Source organism: Streptomyces sp. NPDC055025 (assembly GCF_053608565.1).
Genome location: NZ_JBSGVS010000011.1, coordinates 120,330 through 140,644, shown reverse-complemented (window position 1 = coordinate 140,644; position 20,315 = coordinate 120,330). Strand labels below are relative to the sequence as shown.

The window sequence follows — 20,315 nt, the reverse complement described above, 5'->3', positions numbered from 1 at the left end:
GGGGCTGAACCGGACAGGGTCCGGCCGCCCGGCAGTCGGTGCCGCCCCCGGCGGCCGGTGACTCTCCGGCACCGTCGTGCCCCGCTCCGGTGACGCTCGCCCGGCACGGTGGCGCCCCGGCCTCCGGCCCCGGCATCGGGCTTCCCGTCGGGCACCTGAGCCGGTTCCGGTCCCGGCTAGGTGATTTCGAGCCAAGTCCGCTCGACGTAAACACGAATGGCGCACAGATTCCATGCAGGGTCCACACACTTCCCGCGCGGCTTCTCCATGGATTCCGCATGGGTCCGGACCGGGGCGAACCCGTCCCAGGTCGCCCGCCCTTCCCGTAAAAGATCTTGAAAGTTTTTCCGGTTCCGTTGAGTGACCGCGCGCGGGCGTCCGTAGTGATGAGGGAGAAGCAGCCATCAAGGTCTCGACCGGGAGGTTCAGGTGCGCAAGGATGCGGCCGTGGCCGAAGACCGACCTCACCGGGCCCGGCACCGGAGCGAGGTACCGCGCACCAATGTCTCCGTCCCCGACGAGGAGTTGATGCGAGCCCTCTACCGGGAGCACGCCGGACCGCTGCTCGCCTACGTACTGCGTCTTGTCGCGGGCGACCGTCAGCGGGCCGAGGATGTCGTGCAGGAGACACTCATCCGTGCCTGGAAGAACGCCGGCCAGCTCAACCGGGCGACCGGCTCTGTCCGACCCTGGCTGGTGACGGTCGCCCGGCGCATCGTCATCGACGGTCACCGCAGCCGGCAGGCCCGGCCGCAGGAGGTCGACCCGTCGCCGCTGGAGGTCATGCCCGCGGAGGACGAGATCGACAAGGCGTTGTGGCTGATGACGCTCTCTGATGCGCTCGATGATTTGACCCCCGCTCACCGGGAAGTCCTGGTGGAGACGTATTTCAAGGGACGCACGGTCAACGAGGCCGCCGAGACGCTCGGCATACCCAGCGGCACGGTGCGGTCACGGGTGTTCTACGCGCTGCGTTCCATGAAGCTCGCGCTGGAGGAGAGGGGGGTCTCGGCATGACCACGCATGAGCAGTACGGACTGGGCGACGAAAGTACTGTGCACGAAGCCGTCGGCGCGTATGTCCTCGGCATTCTCGACGACGCCGAGGCCACCGCCTTCGAGGCGCATCTGGCCGGCTGCCGCATCTGCGCCGTCAACCTGGAGGAGTTCTCCGGGATGGAGCCGATGCTGGCCATGCTGGCGGACGGCCCGGACCCGTTCGCCGGTCCAGGGGCGCTCGGCGGGCCCGGTTCGCTCGGCTCGCTGGCCCCCGTGGTGCCACTGGCGGAGCTGCCGACGCCGTCCGTCTCCGTACAGCCCAGCCCGCAGCTCCTCGGCCGGCTGGTCGACGAGGTCGCCGTCAGGCGCGCCCGGCGCAGGCGCCGCGGGATGTATCTGGTCGCGGCCGCCGCGGCGCTGATCATCGGCGGTCCCGTGGTGGCCGTCACCGTCGCCGGAGGGGACGGCGGGACCAGCAACGAGGCCGCCGACCCGCACCCCACCAGCCCGGCCGAGGACGCGTTCTTCAACCACATGCCGGACAAGGTCTGGGCGACGGACGCCACGACCAAGGTCAGCGCGACGATCGGGATGGAGCCGAAGGGCTGGGGTACGCACACGGTCCTGGAGCTGAAGAATGTGAAGGGTCCGCTCAAGTGCAGTCTGGTCGCCGTCTCCAGGACGGGCGAGGAGGAGGTCGTCACCTCCTGGTCGGTGCCGAAGTGGGGATACGGCATCGCCGACAGCCCGAACAAGGTCTCCAAGAGCCCGCTGTACGTCCACGGCGGCACGGCCATGGACAGCGACGACATCGATCACTTCGAGGTCCGTACGTTCGACGGACAGCGACTGGTGGAGGTCGACGCCTGACATACCGGCCCCCCTTCGCGTACGGTTGACGGCTGCCCGACGCACGTGATGAAGGGGGCCCCGGTGGCCGCGCAGGATGCCGCTGTTCAATCCGCTGGACCTGCCGTCGATCCGGTACGCGACACGGGGCACGACTCCGTACGCGACCGTGAGATCGACGGCGAACAGCGCCATCTGGACCAGGTGTACCGCCGCCTCGAGGAGAAGATCCACGAGGCGGAGTTCCTGATGCACGACGCCGCCAAACGGGGGCAGGTCGGCACACCCGGAGCGCTCGCCGAGCGCGACGCCCAGGTCTTCCGTGCCGGGATCCATCTCAACCGGCTCAACAACGAATTCGAGGACTTCCTCTTCGGGCGGATCGATCTGCTGCCCGGCAAGGACGGGCAGAAGGGCCCGGACGGCGCCTACACCTCGGTCGAACCGGCCGACGACGCCATCAGGGCGGACCGTACGGCCGATATCGCCGAGACCCTGCACATCGGCCGGATCGGTGTCCTGGACTCCGACTACTCGCCGCTGGTCATCGACTGGCGCGCACCGGCCGCCGCGCCCTTCTACCGCTCCACCCCGGTCGATCCGGGCCGGGTGGTGCGGCGCAGGGTCATCCGCTCCAAGGGCCGCAGGGTCCTCGGGGTCGAGGACGATCTGATGCGTCCCGAGCTGACCGCGTCGCTGGACGGCGGGGCGCTGCCGGTCATCGGTGACGGCGCGCTGATGGCCGCGCTCGGACAGGCGCGCAGCCACACGATGCGGGACATCGTCTCCTCGATCCAGGCGGAACAGGATCTTGTGATCCGGGCCCCGGCCGCGTCCGTCACCGAGGTGTCGGGCGGTCCGGGCACCGGCAAGACGGCGGTGGCGCTGCACCGCGCCGCGTATCTGCTCTACCAGGACCGGCGGCGGTACGCGGGCGGCATCCTGGTCGTCTCGCCGACGCCGCTGCTGGTCGCGTACACGGAGGGGGTGCTCCCCTCGCTGGGCGAGGAGGGGCAGGTCGCGATCCGCGCGGTCGGGTCGCTGGTGGACGGCGCGGAGGCCACGGCGTACGACGAACCGGCCGTCGCCCGGGTCAAGGGCTCGGCGCGGATGCTGAAGGTGCTGCGCAAGGCGGCCAGAGGAGCGCTGGAGGGCGCCCCGGCTACGGCTCCCGGCGGCCGTGGCGGCCGGCCGGGCCGCTCGGTGGGCGCGGGTGCGGGTACGGGAACGGACCGCGCGGTGAGCGCGGGTGCGGGACAGCTCGCCTTCGGTGAGGAGCCCGAGGAGTCCCGGCAGGCCGAGGAGGCCCCGTACGCCGAGGGCACGGCGTACGCCGAGGGCACCGCGTACGCCGACGGTGGCGTGGCGCGCGGCGGCCGGGGCGGGGCGCCGGTACGGCTGCGGGTCGTCGCCTTCGGCCGCCGGATCGAACTCGAGGCCGACGAGCTGCGCCGTATCCGCGAGTCCGTGCTCGGCGGGACCGCGCCGGTCAATCTGCTGCGTCCGCGCGCCCGCAGGCTGCTGCTGGATGCGCTGTGGGCCAGGTCCGGGTCGGCCGGGCGCCACACCGACCCCGAGCTGGCCGCCGAACTGCGCTCCTCCTTCGACGAGGACGTCACCTCCGAGGACAGCTTCATCGGGTTCCTCGACGCGTGGTGGCCCGAGCTGACCCCGCGCGGGGTGCTTGCCGCGATGGCCGACGAGCGGCGGCTCGCCCGCTGGTCGCGCCGGATCCTCAACCAGGGCGAGACCCGGCGGCTGGCGCGCTCGCTCAAACGGCTGGGCGCCGACGGCAAGGGCCCGCTCTCGGTCCATGACGTGGCACTGCTGGACGAGCTGGAGACCCTGCTCGGCACGCCCGCGCGCCCCAGGAAGCGCCGTGAACTCGATCCGCTGGACCAGCTCACCGGTCTGGAGGAGCTGATGCCGCAGCGCGAGGAGTCCCAGCGCGAGCGCGCGGAGCGGCTGGCGGCGGAGCGTACGGAGTACGCGCATGTCATCGTCGACGAGGCACAGGACCTCACGCCCATGCAGTGGCGGATGGTCGGCCGCCGCGGCCGGCACGCCACCTGGACCGTCGTCGGCGACGCGGCGCAGTCGTCCTGGTCGGACCCGGACGAGGCGGGCGAGGCCCGCGACGAGGCGCTCGGCACCCGGCCGCGCCGCCGCTTCACCCTGACCGTCAACTACCGCAACCCGGCGGAGATCGCGGCGCTCGCGGCGAAGGTGCTGGCCCTCGCGATGCCCGGGATGGAGTCCCCGAGGGCGGTGCGCTCCACCGGCGTGGAGCCGCGCTTCTCCGTCGTACGGGACGGGGATCTCGCCGCGGCCGTACGGGCCGAGGCACGGCGGCTGCTGGAGCGGGTCGACGGCACGGTCGGTGTCGTCGTCGCCATGAACCGGCGCGAGCAGGCGGCGCGCTGGCTGGCCGGGCTCGGCGAACGGGTGGTGGCGCTGGGCAGCCTGGAGGCCAAGGGCCTGGAGTACGACGCGACGGTCGTGGTCTCGCCCGCGGAGATCGCGGACGAGTCACCGGCCGGACTGCGGGTGCTGTACGTGGCGCTCACCCGCGCGACCCAGCAGCTCACGGTCGTCTCGACGGCCCGTGACGAGCCGGACCCGGAGGGAGTACCGGACCTGCTCCGGGATTGATTCCAAGTCAACTCGCACCGGAGGAATCACTTCCGGGAGTGGTTTGTTAGCCTGGGTACGGCACCGGCTCGATCCAAGCCCCCGGGCCCAACCTTCGTCGCTTCGAGCGACCACTTGCCGCGAGGCGAGCATGGCGGGTCGGTGCCACCTAACTCTTTCCGTTTCCTCACACGGAGAAGTTCCCGGGTCTTCACACCGAGAAGTTCTCGGGCGCGGTTCTTCGCGTTCGGACCACACTTCTGTCAGCGGGCCTTCACCAGCCATTGGTGGGGGCCTGCTTCTGTTGGGCGTGCCGCTGTTAGGGTCTCCCGCATCGTGGAAGGCGCCTTCCGATGGTGGGGGTCCTTACCCGCTACCCCGTAGTAGGTGCGACCATCGGTACGCGCCGCCGGGACTGGGGTCCGGGCGGCGCGGCACAGTGGCTAGGGAAAGCAGAGGAACTCGGTCATGGCAACGGCGCCCAGCGTCTCGTACTCGATGACGGTCAGGCTGGAGGTGCCCGCGAGCGGTACCGCGGTCTCCCAGCTCACCACGGCCGTGGAGTCCTCCGGTGGCTCCGTGACCGGCCTTGACGTGACCGCCTCCGGCCACGAGAAGCTGCGGATCGACGTGACGATCGCCGCGACCTCCACGGCACACGCGGACCAGATCGTCGGGCAGCTCCGCGGGATCGAGGGCGTCGTCCTCGGCAAGGTCTCCGACCGTACGTTCCTGATGCACCTCGGCGGCAAGATCGAGATGCAGTCGAAGCACCCCATCCGCAACCGTGACGACCTCTCCATGATCTACACCCCGGGGGTGGCCCGTGTCTGCATGGCCATCGCGGAGAACCCCGAGGACGCCCGCCGGCTGACCATCAAGCGCAACTCCGTCGCGGTCGTGACCGACGGCTCCGCCGTGCTCGGCCTCGGCAACATCGGTCCCATGGCCGCGCTGCCGGTCATGGAGGGCAAGGCGGCCCTCTTCAAGCGCTTCGCCGGTATCGACGCCTGGCCGATCTGCCTGGACACCCAGGACACCGACGCCATCGTCGAGATCGTCAAGGCGATCGCCCCCGGCTTCGCGGGCATCAATCTGGAGGACATCTCCGCGCCCCGCTGCTTCGAGATCGAGGCACGGCTGCGCGAGGCCCTGGACATCCCGGTCTTCCACGACGACCAGCACGGCACCGCGATCGTGGTGCTCGCGGCCCTGACCAACGCGCTGCGTGTGGTGGGCAAGGCCATCGAGGACGTACGGATCGTGATGTCCGGCGCGGGCGCGGCCGGCACGGCCATCCTCAAGCTGCTGATCGCGGCGGGCGTCAAGCACGCGGTGGTCGCCGACATCCACGGGGTGGTGCACGCGGGCCGCGAGGACCTGGTCGAGGCGACCCCCGACTCACCCCTGCGCTGGATCGCCGACAACACCAACCCCGAAGGTGTCACCGGCACACTGAAGCAGGCCGTGGTCGACGCGGACGTCTTCATCGGCGTCTCGGCCCCGAACGTGCTGGACGGCGACGATGTCGCGGCCATGGCGGACGACGCGATCGTCTTCGCGCTCGCCAACCCGGACCCCGAGGTGGAACCGGCGATCGCGCGCGAGACGGCGGCCGTCGTGGCCACGGGACGCTCCGACTTCCCCAACCAGATCAACAACGTGCTGGTCTTCCCCGGTGTCTTCCGCGGTCTGCTGGACGCCCAGTCCCGCACGGTCAACACGGAGATGATGCTGGCCGCGGCGTCCGCGCTGGCGGATGTCGTCACCGAGGACGAGCTGAACCCGAACTACATCGTGCCCTCCGTCTTCAACGACAAGGTCGCGGGCGCGGTGGCGGGCGCGGTGCGCGACGCGGCCAGGGCGGCCGCGGGCGGTGTGACGACCCCCACGTCGGTCTGACCCGTAGTATCCCGACCCCGGACCTCCGAGCCCGACCTCCTGAGCCCGGCCCCCGGGCCCGGATACGACTACGGCCCGCGCTCACGCGGGCCGGGCGCCGGGACCCGGGCGGGCGCGCGGTGCCGTCCCCGTATCCGGGTATACGCCCAGGTGGCGCACTGCCGTGGCGCGCCCCACGTACGCGCGTACCCGGCGCGTCGCGATTCGCCGGGCCCCACGGGCCCCTCTAGGGTGGCGGACCATGAGCCCCGCCGCTCCAGGGAGGTTTTCAGGGCCTTCGGGGGGTTCAGGGCTCCAAGGCTCCAAGGAGTCTCCACAGAGTCCACGGAACGTCACGACGACGAGGCAGTGGCGCTTTTCGTGTGACTCCGGAGGGTGCCGGATTGGCTTTCCCGCCGCTGGTGGGGGCAGGATGCGTATTCGGGCGCGAGGGTCTGTCAGCAGACCCGGGTCCGGGGACTGTCCGAGGGCCCTGGCAGCATCGGCTTCGATCTCACGCCTCACAGGCAAGAAGAACACGGGAGTAACAACATGAACCGCAGTGAGCTGGTGGCCGCCCTGGCCGACCGCGCCGAGGTGACCCGCAAGGACGCCGACGCTGTGCTGGCCGCTCTCGCCGAGACGGTCGGCGAGGTCGTCGCCAAGGGCGACGAGAAGGTCACCATCCCCGGCTTTCTGACCTTCGAGCGCACCCACCGTGCCGCTCGCACCGCTCGTAACCCGCAGACCGGTGACCCGATCCAGATCCCGGCCGGTTACAGCGTGAAGGTCTCCGCGGGCTCCAAGCTCAAGGAAGCCGCCAAGGGCAAGTAAGACCGAGACGCATCCATAGGCAACGCTCAGGGGCGGCCACCCGGACCGGGTGGCCGCCCCTCGGTGTGCCGGAGACCGCCGGTGACCGCCGGACACCCCCTCCCGTACCGCCCGGCCCTCAGAAGGCCGCAGGCCAGGCGCGTGCGGGGCCCTCTCGCGGCCCTCTCCGGGCCGTGCCGGGGCCGGGGCCGGTGATGGTCCCGCGAGGGCCCCGGCTCTCGCGAGCGGGGCCACCGGCGGCGCGGGGAACGGACGCGGCGGCGGGGTCAGACGAGTGCGCCGCCCGGCAGCTCGACCTTCGCGCCCAGCTCCACCAGCTTCTCCATGAAGTTCTCGTAGCCGCGGTTGATCAGATCGATGCCGTGCACCCGGGACGTGCCCTGGGCCGCCAGCGCCGCGATCAGATACGAGAAGCCGCCGCGCAGGTCGGGGATGACCAGATCCGCGCCCTGGAGCCGGGTGGGACCCGAGACGACCGCGGAGTGCAGGAAGTTGCGCTGGCCGAAGCGGCAGTCGGAGCCGCCCAGGCACTCGCGGTAGAGCTGGATGTGCGCGCCCATCTGGTTGAGCGCGGAGGTGAATCCGAGCCTCGACTCGTACACCGTCTCGTGGACGATGGAGAGACCCGAGGCCTGGGTCAGGGCCACCACCAGCGGCTGTTGCCAGTCGGTCTGGAAGCCGGGGTGCACATCCGTCTCCAGCGCGATCGCGTCGAGCGAGCCGCCGGGATGCCAGAAGCGGATGCCCTCGTCGTCGATCTCGAAGGCGCCGCCGACCTTGCGGTAGGTGTTGAGGAAGGTCATCATCGACCGCTGCTGCGCGCCGCGTACATAGATGTTGCCCTCGGTGGCCAGCGCGGCCGACGCCCAGGAGGCGGCCTCCAGCCGGTCCGGGATGGCGCGGTGCGTATAGCCGTCGAGCCGGTCGACACCGGTGATCCGGATCGTCCGGTCCGTGTCCATCGAGATGATCGCGCCCATCTTCTGGAGCACACAGATCAGATCCTCGATCTCCGGCTCCACCGCGGCGTTCGACAGCTCGGTGACTCCCTCGGCCAGCACGGCCGTCAGCAGCACCTGCTCCGTCGAGCCGACCGACGGATAGGGCAGCCGGATCTTCGTACCGCGCAGTCGCTGCGGGGCCTCCAGATACTGGCCGTCCGCGCGCTTCTCGATCGTCGCGCCGAACCGGCGCAGCACGTCGAAGTGGAAGTCGATCGGCCGGCCGCCGATGTCACAGCCACCGAGACCGGGGATGAACGCGTGACCGAGCCGGTGCAGCAGCGGGCCGCAGAAGAGGATCGGAATACGCGACGAACCCGCGTGGGCGTCGATGTCGGCGACATTGGCGCTCTCGACATGCGTCGGATCGAGGATCAGCTCGCCCGGTTCGTCGCCGGGGCGGACGGTCACCCCGTGGAGCTGGAGCAGCCCCCGCACCACCCGTACATCGCGAATGTCCGGCACATTGCGCAGCCGGCTCGGGCCACTGCCGAGCAGTGCGGCGACCATCGCCTTCGGCACCAGGTTCTTCGCGCCTCGGACCCGGATCTCGCCCTCCAGCGGAGTTCCGCCGTGGACAAGCATTACATCGTCTGTGCCGGTCATGAATCTCGCGTTCCGGAGTGGGCGGGCAGGTGGCCAAGGAAAAGGGTAAGGGGCCGGGACCCCTGTGCCGTAAGGCCTGGGACAGCCTCGGGCGGGAAGGGAACGCGGTACGACACCTACCGTTCCCATCCCCTCGCGGAGGGTTACCGGCGCCGCCTTTCCCGGCCGTGCGCTCCCGCTGCCGCTGTGCGCCCTGAGCTGCGTTCACACCTACCGTCCCGGGCACGCCCCGCGGAGGGCGAAGATGCGGGATCATGTCTCGCATGACCGAGGTGTCCTCGCTCACAGGGCGGCTGCTTGTCGCGACACCCGCCCTCACCGACCCGAATTTCGAGCGCGCGGTGGTCCTCCTGCTCGATCACGACGAGGAGGGCTCACTCGGCGTGGTCCTCAACAGGCCGACCCCGGTGGATGTCGGAGACATCCTGGAGTCCTGGGGGGAGTTGGCGGGCGAGCCCGGGGTGGTCTTCCAGGGTGGTCCCGTATCGCTCGACTCGGCGCTCGGACTCGCCGTCATACCGGGGGAGGACGGACCCCTGGGCTGGCGCCGGGTGTACGGCGCGATCGGCCTGGTCGATCTGGAGACCCCACCGGAGCTGCTCGCGCGGGCGCTCGGTTCGCTGCGGATCTTCGCCGGCTACGCGGGCTGGGGCCCCGGCCAGTTGGAGGCCGAACTGCGCGAAGGGGCCTGGTACGTCGTCGAGTCGGAGCCCGGCGATGTGTCGTCCCCGCACCCCGAGCGGCTCTGGCGGGCGGTGCTGCGACGCCAGCGCGGTGAGCTGGCCATGGTGGCGACATACCCGGACGATCCCTCCCTCAACTGACCCTTCGTACGGGCGCGGACCACGGTACGACCGGCGTGTCGGCGCGATGTGTGAGCGTACGGATGCGGAGTGCACGGACCCGGAGCCTCCGACACCCGCCCTTCGTGAGTACCCTGGCTCCCATGAGCACTCTTGAGCCCGAGCGCGGGGCAGGTACGGGCACCCTCGTGGAGCCGACACCACAGGTGTCGCACGGCGACGGCGACCACGAGCGCTTCGCCCACTACGTCCAGAAGGACAAGATCATGGCGAGCGCCCTCGACGGCACTCCCGTGGTCGCACTGTGCGGAAAGGTCTGGGTACCGGGGCGCGACCCCAAGAAGTACCCGGTCTGTCCGATGTGCAAGGAGATCTACGAGTCCATGGGTCCCGGCGGGGACAAGGACAAGGGCAAGGGCGGTAAGGACAAGAGCAAGAAGTAACGGCTGGTCCTCCGTCGCCGACGGCCCCCGGGGCGCGCTCCTGAGCGCACCCCGGGGGCCGTCGCGCGTTTCCGGCCGTCGCCGCCGCTGTTTCGCCGCCGTGTCCGCTGCAACGAAATGGTTGAGACCACTTGTCGGCGTGATCCGGCCACGCCTAGTCTCCTGCGTGTTGTGCAGCACGAAACGTGCGTTGCGCATGCTGCAACGCCAACTCGTAGGGACCCCGGATGAAGCTTTCTGCCCGTATGACGATCCCCCTCGCGGCACTCGCGCTCGTCGGCCTCACCGCCACCGCGTGCGCCCCGCAGACATCCGACACCGGCGCCACCAAGGACGAGAAGAGCGGCACCCTGCGCGTCTGGCTCTTCCAGGAGGTCAGCAACAAGCCGAAGGAGCAGGTCGTCGACGCCGCCGTCGCCGCCTTCGGCAAGAAGCACGAGGGCACGGAGGTGGAGATCGAGTACATCCCGGTCGAGACCCGGGCCCAGCGCATCAAGGCCGCGTTCAACGACCCGAAGAGCGCGCCCGATCTGATCGAGTACGGCAACACCGACACGGCCGGATATGTGAAGGACGGCGGACTCGCCGATGTGACGGAGGAGTTCAACGCCTGGGACGAGGCCAAGGACGCCGACCCGACGGCGAAGCGGTCCGTCACCGTGGACGGAAAGATCTACGGGGCACCGCTCTTCGTCGGCGTCCGCGCGCTCTACTACCGCACCGATGTCTTCGAGGAACTGGGGATCGAGGTCCCCACATCGCAGACCGAGCTGATCTCCACGGCCAGGAAGATCCACAAGGCGAAGCCGGAGCTGTACGGGCTCGCGGTCGGCGGCGCGTACACCTACGGCGCCATGCCGTTCCTCTGGGCGAACGGCGGCGAGCTCGCCGAGGAGAGCGGCGGTACGTACAAGGCCGCGGTCAACAGCCCGGCCGCCCGCAAGGGCATTGAGGCCTACACCTCCCTCTTCGGCGACGACAACTGTCCGGCCGCCAAGTGCGCCTCCATGGGCGGCAACGCGACGGTGACTGCCTTCGCCTCGGGCAAGGCCGCGATGGCGATAGGCGGTGACTTCAGTCACTCCGCCGTCGAGGCGGGCTCGGTGAAGGGCGAGTACGCGGTGGTGCCGCTGCCCGGTGTCACGGCGGGTTCGGTCGCGCCGGCGTTCGCGGGCGGCAACAACATCGGCGTCCTCAAGAGCAGTTCGCACCGTACGCTCGCGGTGGACCTGCTGAAGTCGCTCACCGGCAAGGACACCCAGGCCAAGCTGTTCGACGCGATGGGCTTCCTGCCGACGTACACGGATGTGCTGGCGGACTCGGCGGAGAAGGAGCCGTTCGTCGAGCCCTTCGTACGGACCCTGGGCGCGGGCGCCAAGTTCGTACCCGCGTCGCCGGGCTGGGCTCAGATCGACTCCTCGCTCGTCCTGCCGACCATGTTCCAGGAGATCGTCAGCGGCCGTAAGGACGTCGCCACGGCGTCCGACGAGGCGGCGAAGAAGATGGACGCCGCCTTCGCGTCCGCGAGCTGACCGCGATGACCGCGATGACGAACCGCACCGACGGCCCGGCGGCGGTCGCCGCCGCCGGCCGTAAGGGCCCGCGGCGGGCGGGCGAGGGGGGCTGGACGCCCTGGCTCTATCTCGCGCCCGCCCTCGTCGTCCTCGGCGGGCTGCTGGTCTACCCGATCTACCAGCTCGGTCTGATCTCCTTTCTGGAGTACACGCAGGCCCAGGTCAGCGGCGGTGAACCCACCACGTTCAAGGGCTTCGGCAACTACGCCGAGCTCTTCGGGGACAGCCAGTTCTGGCAGGTGCTGCTGGCGACCGTGGTCTTCGCCGCCGCGTGCGTCCTCACCACGCTCGCGGTGGGCTGCGCGCTCGCCGTCCTGCTGACCCGGGTCCGGGCCCTGCCCCGTCTCGCGCTGATGCTCGCCGCCCTCGGTGCCTGGGCCACCCCGGCGATCACCGGCTCCACGGTCTGGGTCTTTCTCTTCGACCCGGACTACGGCCCCGTCAACCGGCTGCTGGGGCTCGGTGACTTCTCCTGGACGTACGGCCGTTACAGCGCCTTCACCCTCGTGCTGCTCGAAGTCGTCTGGTGCTCCTTCCCGTTCGTGATGGTGACCGTGTACGCGGGCATCAAGGCGATCCCCGGCGAGGTGCTGGAGGCGGCCTCCCTGGACGGCGCGTCGCAGTGGCGGATCTGGCGGTCCGTCACCGCGCCGATGCTCCGGCCGATCCTGCTGGTCGTCACCATTCAGTCGATCATCTGGGACTTCAAGGTCTTCACCCAGATCTATGTGATGACCAACGGAGGCGGAATCGCGGGCCAGAATCTCGTGCTCAATGTGTATGCCTATCAGAAGGCCTTCGCGTCCTCGCAGTACAGCCTGGGCTCGGCGATCGGTGTGGTCATGCTGCTGATTCTGCTGGCGGTCACACTCGTCTATCTGCGACTGATCCGGCGCCGGGGAGAAGAACTGTGAACCTGCTCCGTATTCGCCGTCCCTGGCGACTGGCCGCCGAGGCATCGGCCCTCGTCATCGCCGTGATCGTGGCCTTTCCGCTGTACTGGATGGTCCTCTCGGCGGTCAAACCCGCGGGCGAGATCCAGTCCACCGAGGCCCGTCCCTGGACGCTCTCACCGTCGCTGGACTCCTTCCGCCGGGTCTTCGAACAGCAGGAATTCGGGCGGTACTTCCTCAACAGTCTGGCGGTCGCGGGCACGGTCGTGATCGGGTCCGCGCTGATCGCGTTTCTGGCGGCCACGGCGGTGACCCGCTTCCGCTTCCGATTCCGTACGACCCTGCTGATCATGTTCCTCGTCGCGCAGATGGTGCCGGTCGAGGCGCTGACCATCCCGCTGTTCTTCCTGATGCGGGACGCCGGGCTGCTCAATACGCTCGGCTCGCTCGTCCTGCCGCATCTCGCCTTCTCGCTGCCGTTCGCGGTGTGGATGCTGCGGGGATTCGTCAAGGCGGTCCCCGAAGCGCTGGAGGAGGCCGCGTACATCGACGGGGCGAGCCGCACCCGGTTCCTGTGGCAGATCCTTTTTCCGCTGGTCTTCCCCGGGCTTGTGGCGACGAGCGTCTTCTCCTTCATCTCGACCTGGAACGACTTCCTCTTCGCCAAGTCCTTCATCATCAGCGACACCTCCCAGTCGACGCTTCCCATGGCACTGCTGGTCTTCTTCAAACCGGACGAGAACGACTGGGGCGGCATCATGGCCGCGTCCACCGTGATGACCATTCCGGTGCTGGTTTTCTTCGTACTCGTACAGCGGCGTCTGGTCTCCGGACTCGGCGGCGCGGTCAAGGATTGAGGGCCCACGAGATGGATCTGATCCCGAATCCCCGGCGGACCGCTCCCGCACCGCGGGAGGCCGCTCCTCTCCCGCTCGACGGCGGGACGGTGATCGAGGCGGCGCCCGGCACGGAGGGCGTGGCCCGCTGGCTCCGTACGACCGTCGGCGCCGCCACCGGTCTGCCGCTCCCCGACGGTGTGCCGGGCCCGGACGGCTCCGGCGGCTCCGACAGTTCCGACGGCTCCGGTGGTTCCGGTGGCCGGATCGTCCTGGGCATCAGCCCCGGTATCGCGCGGGAGTCGGGCCCCGAGGGCTACCGGATCGCCGTCGACGCGGAGGCGGTCCGTATCGAGGGCGGCGGTCCCGCCGGGGTCTTCTGGGGGGCGCAGACACTCCGTCAGCTCCTCGGCCCCGACGCCTACCGCGCGGCGCCGGCCGGCCCGCCGCGCGCGTGGACCGTACCGGTGACCGTCATCGAGGACGCGCCCCGCTTCGCCTGGCGGGGTCTGATGCTCGATGTGTCACGGCACTTCATGCCCAAGGACGGCGTCCTGCGCTATCTGGACCTGCTCGCCGCCCACAAGCTGAATGTCTTCCACTTCCATCTCACCGACGACCAGGGATGGCGCGTGGAGATCAAGCGCCATCCACGGCTGACGGAGGTCGGCGCCTGGCGCTCGCGCACCAAATGGGGCCACCGCGCCTCGGAGTTGTGGGACGAGAAGCCGCACGGCGGTTACTACACCCAGGACGACATCCGCGAGATCGTCGCGTACGCCGCCGAGCGGCATATCACCGTCGTCCCCGAGATCGATATCCCGGGCCATTCACAGGCGGCCATCGCCGCGTATCCGGAACTCGGCAACACCGATGTCATCGACACGACCTCCCTCACCGTCTGGGACACCTGGGGCATTACCGCGAACGTACTCGCCCCCACTGACAACACCCTCCGCTTCTACGAGGGCGTCTTCGAGGAACTCCTCGAACTCTTCCCCGCGTCCTCCTCGCCGTTCGTCCACATCGGCGGGGACGAGTGCCTCAAGGACCAGTGGAAGCGCTCCCCGGCCGCCCAGGCCCGGATGGCGGAACTGGGCCTGGCCGACGAGGACCAGCTTCAGTCCTGGATCGTCCGGCACTTCGACCGCTGGCTCGCCGAGCGGGGCCGGCGGCTGATCGGCTGGGACGAGATCCTGGAGGGCGGGCGCGCGGCCGGCGGGGACAGCGCGAGCGCTGACACCGGGGGCGGGGACGGGACGAGCGCGGACGGGGACGGCGCGAGCGGGGACGAGGACGGCGGGGGCGGGGGCAGGACGACGGACCTGGGACTGTCCCCGGGCGCCGCCGTGTCGTCCTGGCGCGGCTACGCGGGCGGGATCGCCGCCGCCAGGGCGGGCCACGACGTGGTCATGTGCCCCGAGCAGCAGGTCTATCTGGACCACCGTCAGGCGGCGGGCGAGGACGAGCCGATGCCCATCGGATATGTCCGCACCCTGGAGGACGTCTACCGGTTCGAGCCCGTACCGCCCCAGCTCACCGCGACGGAGGCGGCCCATGTGCTCGGCGCCCAGGCCAATGTCTGGACCGAGGTGATGCAGGACCGCTCCCGCGTCGACTACCAGGTCTTCCCCCGGCTGGCCGCCTTCGCCGAGGTCGTGTGGTCCTCGCTCCCCGCCCCCGTGGAGCGGGATTACGCCGATTTCGAACGGCGTATGGCCGGGCACTACCGGCGCCTTGACGCACTCGGGGTCGAATACCGGCCGCCCGGCGGCCCGTTGCCGTGGCAGCGCCGCCCCGGTGTGCTCGGACGCCCGATCGAGGGGGCGCCGCCAAACGTGTGAGCCCAGGCGGGAGCCGGGCGTCCCGACCCCCCGGCCCCTGGGAGCGTGGCCACGCGTGTGACCGTGCGCGGGATAAGTCGTACAAGGAACGCCGAAGAGTGGCATTCCGTATGTGACGGCGAAGAGGTGTGAAACCGGACCTTCCCCCTGGTGGGGGACGGATCCGCCCTTCGCGGACCCTCGCGTCGGCGGGCCCGGAAGATGTGCCAGAGTTGCCACGTCCGGGCTGTGAGCACGTACGGTACGGCAACACAGGCGGGACACCGGGACACCGGAAAGGGGTAGCCGGGTTGACCACGCACGCACCGCAGACCGCGCAGTCCGTGACGCTGCCGTCCTCGCTCGACGAGGCCGTGGCGGCGCTCACGGAGATGCCAGCCGCCGTGCCCGTCGCGGGTGGCACCGATCTGATGGCGGCCGTCAACAAGGGCCAGCTCCGGCCCGCGGGCCTCGTCGGCCTCGGCCGGATCAGCGAGCTGCGCGGCTGGCATTACCAGGACGGTCATGCCCTGCTCGGTGCCGGTCTGACACACGCCCGGATGGGCCGGCCCGACTTCGCGGCCCTCATTCCCGCGCTCGCCGCGTCCTCGCGCGCGGCGGGCCCGCCGCAGATCCGCAACGCGGGCACGCTCGGCGGCAATATCGCCACCGCGGCCCCCACCGGCGACTCCCTGCCCGTACTGGCCGCCCTGGAGGCGGACCTCGTGGTCGCGGGTCCCGGTGGCGCGCGCCGTGAGATCCCCATCTCGCATCTCCTGGCGGGCCGGGAGATGCTGGCGCCCGCCGAGCTGATCGGCTTCGTACGGGTGCCCCTGCTGCACGCCCCCCAGATCTTCCTGAAGGCGACGGGACGCACCGGTCCCGGCCGGGCCACCGCGTCGGTCACCGTGGTGCTCGACCCGGCGCGGCGCGGGGTGCGCTGCGCGGTCGGCGCGATCGCGCCGATGCCGCTGCGCCCCCTGGAGGCCGAACGCTGGATCGGTTCGCTGATCGACTGGGACGGCGCGCGGGGGCTCACCCAGGAGGCGCTCGCCGCCTTCGGCGAGTACGTCGCCGCCGCGTGCATCCCGGATCCCGCGCCGCCGGTCGACGGGGGAGAGGCCCCGCCCGTGTCGCCCGCCGTGCAGCATCTGCGGCGTACGGTCGCCACGCTGGCCCGACGAGCACTGGGGAGGGCGCTGTCGTGACCACCGACGAGAACTCGGGCAACTACGGCAACACGGGCAACTCCGGCCGGTCCGGCAACGCGGGCAACGCCGGTCCCGACGGCGGGATCCCGCGCGCGCCGGGCGGCTGGCAGCCGGTCCCGCAGGGCGGCGAGTACGACGGCGAGTCGACCGCGTTCGTACAGCTCCCCCCGGAGGACGGCCAGGACGCGCCGCTGGCCGCGCCGGGGCACGGGTACGTACCGCCGCAGATCACGCCTCTGGCGCCCGCGGAGGACGCGGGGGGCGGCGTACGGTGGCCGGACCCGCGGCAGGACGGCGGAGAGCGGTTCCAGGCGTCGTACGCCCAGGGCGGCTACGACCCGGGACCGACCGGACAGTGGAACTTCGCCGGGGACGGCACGGGCGCCGGGGAGAGCGGCGGGGTCCCCGCCGGGTCCGCCGGTTCCGCCGAGCTGACCGGCCAGTGGACGATCCCGGTCGCGAACGGTGATCTTCCGGATGAATCGGGCGAGTTCAGTACCTCGATGCTGGCCTCCCAGTGGGGCGGCGGCAGCCCGCCGGCGACCCTGCCGGGCGGCGCGGCGGCACCGTGGGCGACCGAGCGGGCCGGAGCGCCGGGCCCGGAGGACACGGGCGGCAGCGGTGTCGTCGGCGGCCTCGGCGGCGCCGGTGGCACCGGTCAGGAGGGCGCGCTGGGCGCGCCCCCGCTGAACGAGCCGCCCGCGCACGGCATGGGACACGACCCGGCGGGGCAGGACGGGCCCGTCCACCAGCCCGCCGTCCACGACCCGTCGGCGCACGAGCCGTCCACGCACGAGATGCCGGCGCACGACCCGGGGACCTCCCAGGACCGGCCCGAGGCAGCGGCCGTGCCCGCGTCCGAGCACCTGGGGACGCCCGAACCGGAAGCCCTGCCGGAACCGGAAGCCCTGCTGGAGCCGGAACCGGAACCCGAGCCGCTGACCAGCAGCAGCGACAGCGCCGAACACCCCGCCGGTTCCTACGTCCTGCGTGTCAACGGCGCCGACCGCCCCGTCACCGACGCCTGGATCGGCGAGTCCCTCCTGTACGTGCTGCGCGAGCGCCTCGGCCTCGCGGGCGCCAAGGACGGCTGCTCCCAGGGCGAGTGCGGCGCCTGCAACGTCCAGGTCGACGGCAGGCTCGTCGCCTCCTGTCTCGTACCCGCCGCCACCGCGGCCGGGGCCGAGGTCCGTACGGTCGAGGGACTCGCCGTCGACGGCGAACCCTCCGACGTCCAGCGGGCGCTCGCGAAGTGCGGTGCGGTGCAGTGCGGTTTCTGTATCCCCGGCATGGCCATGACCGTCCACGATCTGCTGGAGGGCAACCACGCCCCCAGCGAACTGGAGACCCGTCAGGCGCTCTGCGGCAATCTCTGCCGCTGCTCCGGTTACCGCGGCGTGCTCGACGCGGTGAACGAAGTCGTCGCCGGGCGGACCGCGAGCGCGGAGGCCGCCGCCGCGGCCTCCGAGGAAGCCCGCATCCCGCACCAGGCACCCCCAGGGGCCGGCAGCGCCCAGCCCCCGCACTCGCCCGACGGAGGCATGGCGTGAGCAACGACGCGGCCACCGGGGCCCAGGCGCTCGACGCTCCTCAGCAGGAGCCCCCCGCGCACGGCCTCGGAGCATCACTCTCCCCGGCCGACGCGCGCGCGAAGACCGAGGGCACGTTCCCGTACGCCGCCGATCTGTGGGCCGAGGGCCTGCTGTGGGCGGCGATCCTGCGCTCTCCGCACCCGCACGCCCGTATCGTCTCGGTCGACACCGCGGCCGCGGCCGAGATGCCGGGCGTACGGGCCGTCGTCACCCACGAGGACGTCCTCGGGGACTCCGCGTACGGCCGCCGTGTCGTCGACCGTCCCGTCTTCGCGTCGGACGTCGTACGCCACCACGGCGAGGCGATCGCCGCGGTCGCCGCCGACCATCCCGACACCGCCCGGCTCGCCGCCGCCGCGATCGCCGTCGAGTACGAGGTGCTCGACCCGGTCACCGACCCCGAGAAGGCCTTCGCCGCCGAGCCGCTGCACCCCGACGGCAATCTGATCCGCCATATCCCGCTGCGCTACGGCGACCCCGAGATCACCGGCGAGGTCGTCGTCGAGGGGCTGTACCGCATCGGCCGCCAGGACCCGGCGCCGATCGGCGCCGAGGCGGGCCTCGCCGTGCCGAGACCCGACGGCGGCGTCGAGATCTACACTGCGTCCACCGACCCGCACACCGACCGCGATCTGGCCGCCGCCTGCTTCGGTCTCGACCCGGAACGGGTGAAGGTCGTCGTCACCGGAGTGCCCGGCGCCACCGGCGACCGCGAGGACCCGGGCTTCCAGATCCCGCTCGGCCTGCTGGCGCTGCGTACCGGCTGCCCGGTCAAACTGGCCGCCACCCGCGAGGAGTCCTTCCTCGGCCACGCCCACCGCCACCCCACGCTGCTGCGCTACCGCCACCACGCGGACACCGAGGGCCGGCTGGTCAAGGTCGAGGCCCAGATCCTGCTGGACGCGGGCGCGTACGCGGACTCCTCGTCCGAGTCGCTCGCGGCGGCGGTGGCCTTCGCCTGCGGTCCGTATGTCGTACCGCACGCCTTCATCGAGGGCTGGGCCGTACGCACCAACAACCCGCCGTCGGGCCATGTCCGCGGCGAGGGCGCGATGCAGGTCTGCGCCGCGTACGAGGGCCAGATGGACAAACTGGCCGCCAAGCTGGGCATCGACCCGGCCGAGCTGCGGATGCGCAACGTCCTCGCGACCGGCGACATCCTGCCCACGGGACAGACCGTGACCTGCCCGGCCCCGGTGGCCGAACTGCTCGCCGCCGTACGGGACTTCCCGCTGCCCGCGCTGCCCAAGGACACCCCGGAGGCGGCCTGGCTGCTGCCCGGCGGCCCGGAGGGCGCGGGCGAACCGGGCGCGGTACGGCGCGGGGTGGGCTACGCCCTGGGCATGGTCCATATGCTCGGCGCCGAGGGCGCGGACGAGGTCTCCACCGCCACCGTCAAGGTCCATGACGGGGTGGCCACGGTGATCTGCGCGGCCGTCGAGACGGGGCAGGGTTTCTCCACCCTCGCCCGGCAGATCGTCCAGGAGACGCTGGGGATCGAGGAGGTCCATGTCGCCTCGGTCGACACGGACCAGCCTCCGGCGGGCCCGGCCGCCCACGGGCGGCACACCTGGGTCTCGGGCGGCGCGGTCGAGCGGGCGGCGAAGATGGTCCGGACGCAGCTCCTCCAGCCGCTGGCCCACAAGTTCGGCATGTCCACCGAACTGCTCCAGATCACCGACGGCAAGATCACCTCGTACGACGGGGTGCTGTCCACCACGGTCACCGAGGCGATGGACGGCAAGGAACTCTGGGCGACGGCACAGTGCCGTCCCCATCCCACCGAGCCCCTGGACGAGTCGGGCCAGGGCGACGCCTTCGTGGGGCTGGCTTTCTGCGCGGTCCGCGCGGTCGTGGACGTCGACATCGAGCTGGGCTCGATCCGGGTGGTCGAGATGGCCGTGGCCCAGGACGTCGGCCGGGTCCTCAACCCGGCGCAGCTGGCGACCCGTATCGAGGCGGGTGTCACCCAGGGCATCGGTACGGCCCTGACGGAGAACCTCCGCACGAACAAAGGTCTGGTCCGCCGCCCCGACCTCACCGGCTACGCGCTGCCGACGTCCCTGGACGCGCCGGACATTCGCATCGTGAAACTCGTGGAAGAACGCGACGTCGTGGCCCCCTTCGGCGCCAAACCGGCCAGCGCCGCCCCGGTGGTCACCTCCCCGGCCGCGGTGGCCTCGGCGGTGCGCGCGGCGACGGGCCGTCCGGTCAGCCGTCTCCCCATCCGCCCCCAGGCGGCGGTCGCGGTCCCCAACTCGTAGCGCTCCCGGTGGTCCTGGCGGTCCCACGCGCAGTGGCGTAATCCGCGTTGCACCTGCAAGGCCGGGATGCGTACTG

The 20,315-nt window shown here is 71.1% G+C and carries 15 protein-coding genes; 14 read left to right on the top strand and 1 reads right to left on the bottom strand.

Features of this window, described 5'->3' with window-relative positions; translation table 11 throughout:
- Positions 1–429 precede the first annotated feature (429 nt).
- From ACWGDX_RS09880 to ACWGDX_RS09860, 5 genes are all read left to right on the top strand, one after another.
- Positions 430–1,017 (top strand): sigma-70 family RNA polymerase sigma factor, encoded by a 588-nt coding sequence (locus tag ACWGDX_RS09880; protein ID WP_093602753.1) that lies wholly within the window; start codon positions 430–432, stop codon positions 1,015–1,017.
- Entirely contained in the window at positions 1,014–1,868 is an 855-nt protein-coding gene (locus ACWGDX_RS09875) for a zf-HC2 domain-containing protein (RefSeq protein WP_453623950.1), read from the top strand. Before ACWGDX_RS09880 ends, ACWGDX_RS09875 begins: the two co-directional genes overlap by 4 nt.
- A 63-nt stretch (positions 1,869–1,931) precedes the next feature.
- Positions 1,932–4,499: a HelD family protein gene (locus ACWGDX_RS09870; RefSeq protein ID WP_453623948.1), complete on the top strand. Its 2,568-nt coding sequence runs from the start codon at positions 1,932–1,934 to the stop codon at positions 4,497–4,499.
- Positions 4,500–4,946: 447 nt separating this feature from the next.
- Positions 4,947–6,380, top strand: coding sequence for a malic enzyme-like NAD(P)-binding protein (locus ACWGDX_RS09865; protein ID WP_453623946.1), 1,434 nt, complete (start codon positions 4,947–4,949; stop codon positions 6,378–6,380).
- A 531-nt stretch (positions 6,381–6,911) separates the two neighbouring features.
- The gene (locus tag ACWGDX_RS09860; RefSeq protein WP_004571953.1) at positions 6,912–7,193 is read left to right on the top strand and encodes an HU family DNA-binding protein; all 282 of its coding nucleotides are present in this window, start codon (positions 6,912–6,914) and stop codon (positions 7,191–7,193) included.
- A 266-nt stretch (positions 7,194–7,459) separates the two neighbouring features.
- Here ACWGDX_RS09860 and murA read toward each other — a convergent pair whose 3' ends face one another.
- Positions 7,460–8,800, bottom strand: coding sequence for a UDP-N-acetylglucosamine 1-carboxyvinyltransferase (gene murA, locus ACWGDX_RS09855; protein ID WP_382852588.1), 1,341 nt, complete (start codon positions 8,798–8,800; stop codon positions 7,460–7,462).
- A gap of 263 nt (positions 8,801–9,063) precedes the next feature.
- On the opposite strand from murA, the gene ACWGDX_RS09850 reads away from it, so the two are divergent.
- From ACWGDX_RS09850 to ACWGDX_RS09810, 9 genes are all read left to right on the top strand, one after another.
- Complete coding sequence (locus tag ACWGDX_RS09850; RefSeq protein ID WP_453623942.1) at positions 9,064–9,624, top strand: YqgE/AlgH family protein; 561 nt, start codon at positions 9,064–9,066, stop codon at positions 9,622–9,624.
- A 122-nt stretch (positions 9,625–9,746) separates the two neighbouring features.
- Positions 9,747–10,046 (top strand): DUF3039 domain-containing protein, encoded by a 300-nt coding sequence (locus ACWGDX_RS09845; RefSeq protein ID WP_066953876.1) that lies wholly within the window; start codon positions 9,747–9,749, stop codon positions 10,044–10,046.
- Positions 10,047–10,273: 227 nt separating this feature from the next.
- Positions 10,274–11,578, top strand: a complete 1,305-nt coding sequence (locus tag ACWGDX_RS09840) for an extracellular solute-binding protein (protein WP_453623940.1) — start codon at positions 10,274–10,276, stop codon at positions 11,576–11,578.
- A gap of 5 nt (positions 11,579–11,583) precedes the next feature.
- A complete protein-coding gene (locus tag ACWGDX_RS09835) occupies positions 11,584–12,534 on the top strand; it encodes a carbohydrate ABC transporter permease (RefSeq protein WP_453623938.1) in 951 nt (316 codons plus the stop codon).
- Positions 12,531–13,370 (top strand): carbohydrate ABC transporter permease, encoded by an 840-nt coding sequence (locus ACWGDX_RS09830; RefSeq protein WP_453623936.1) that lies wholly within the window; start codon positions 12,531–12,533, stop codon positions 13,368–13,370. The genes ACWGDX_RS09835 and ACWGDX_RS09830 overlap by 4 nt, the downstream gene beginning before the upstream one ends.
- 11 nt (positions 13,371–13,381) lie before the next feature.
- A complete protein-coding gene (locus ACWGDX_RS09825; protein WP_453623934.1) occupies positions 13,382–15,193 on the top strand; it encodes a beta-N-acetylhexosaminidase in 1,812 nt (603 codons plus the stop codon).
- A gap of 290 nt (positions 15,194–15,483) precedes the next feature.
- Positions 15,484–16,380 carry an FAD binding domain-containing protein gene (locus tag ACWGDX_RS09820; protein WP_453623932.1) on the top strand — a complete coding sequence of 299 codons (897 nt, stop codon included), beginning with the start codon at positions 15,484–15,486 and terminating at the stop codon, positions 16,378–16,380.
- Positions 16,377–17,933 carry a 2Fe-2S iron-sulfur cluster-binding protein gene (locus ACWGDX_RS09815; protein WP_453623930.1) on the top strand — a complete coding sequence of 519 codons (1,557 nt, stop codon included), beginning with the start codon at positions 16,377–16,379 and terminating at the stop codon, positions 17,931–17,933. The genes ACWGDX_RS09820 and ACWGDX_RS09815 overlap by 4 nt, the downstream gene beginning before the upstream one ends.
- Positions 17,930–20,239 (top strand): xanthine dehydrogenase family protein molybdopterin-binding subunit, encoded by a 2,310-nt coding sequence (locus tag ACWGDX_RS09810; protein ID WP_453623928.1) that lies wholly within the window; start codon positions 17,930–17,932, stop codon positions 20,237–20,239. The genes ACWGDX_RS09815 and ACWGDX_RS09810 overlap by 4 nt, the downstream gene beginning before the upstream one ends.
- The last annotated feature ends 76 nt before the right edge of the window (positions 20,240–20,315 follow it).

Bases quoted from the DNA above. Each gene is read 5' to 3' on its own strand.
- ACWGDX_RS09875 (WP_453623950.1), top strand. From the start codon at position 1,014: ATGACCACGCATGAGCAGTACGGACTGGGCGACGAAAGTACTGTGCAC.
- ACWGDX_RS09865 (WP_453623946.1), top strand. From the start codon at position 4,947: ATGGCAACGGCGCCCAGCGTCTCGTACTCGATGACGGTCAGGCTGGAG.
- ACWGDX_RS09860 (WP_004571953.1), top strand. From the start codon at position 6,912: ATGAACCGCAGTGAGCTGGTGGCCGCCCTGGCCGACCGCGCCGAGGTG.
- murA (WP_382852588.1), bottom strand. From the start codon at position 8,800: ATGACCGGCACAGACGATGTAATGCTTGTCCACGGCGGAACTCCGCTG.
- ACWGDX_RS09850 (WP_453623942.1), top strand. From the start codon at position 9,064: ATGACCGAGGTGTCCTCGCTCACAGGGCGGCTGCTTGTCGCGACACCC.
- ACWGDX_RS09845 (WP_066953876.1), top strand. From the start codon at position 9,747: ATGAGCACTCTTGAGCCCGAGCGCGGGGCAGGTACGGGCACCCTCGTG.
- ACWGDX_RS09840 (WP_453623940.1), top strand. From the start codon at position 10,274: ATGAAGCTTTCTGCCCGTATGACGATCCCCCTCGCGGCACTCGCGCTC.
- ACWGDX_RS09835 (WP_453623938.1), top strand. From the start codon at position 11,584: ATGACCGCGATGACGAACCGCACCGACGGCCCGGCGGCGGTCGCCGCC.
- ACWGDX_RS09825 (WP_453623934.1), top strand. From the start codon at position 13,382: ATGGATCTGATCCCGAATCCCCGGCGGACCGCTCCCGCACCGCGGGAG.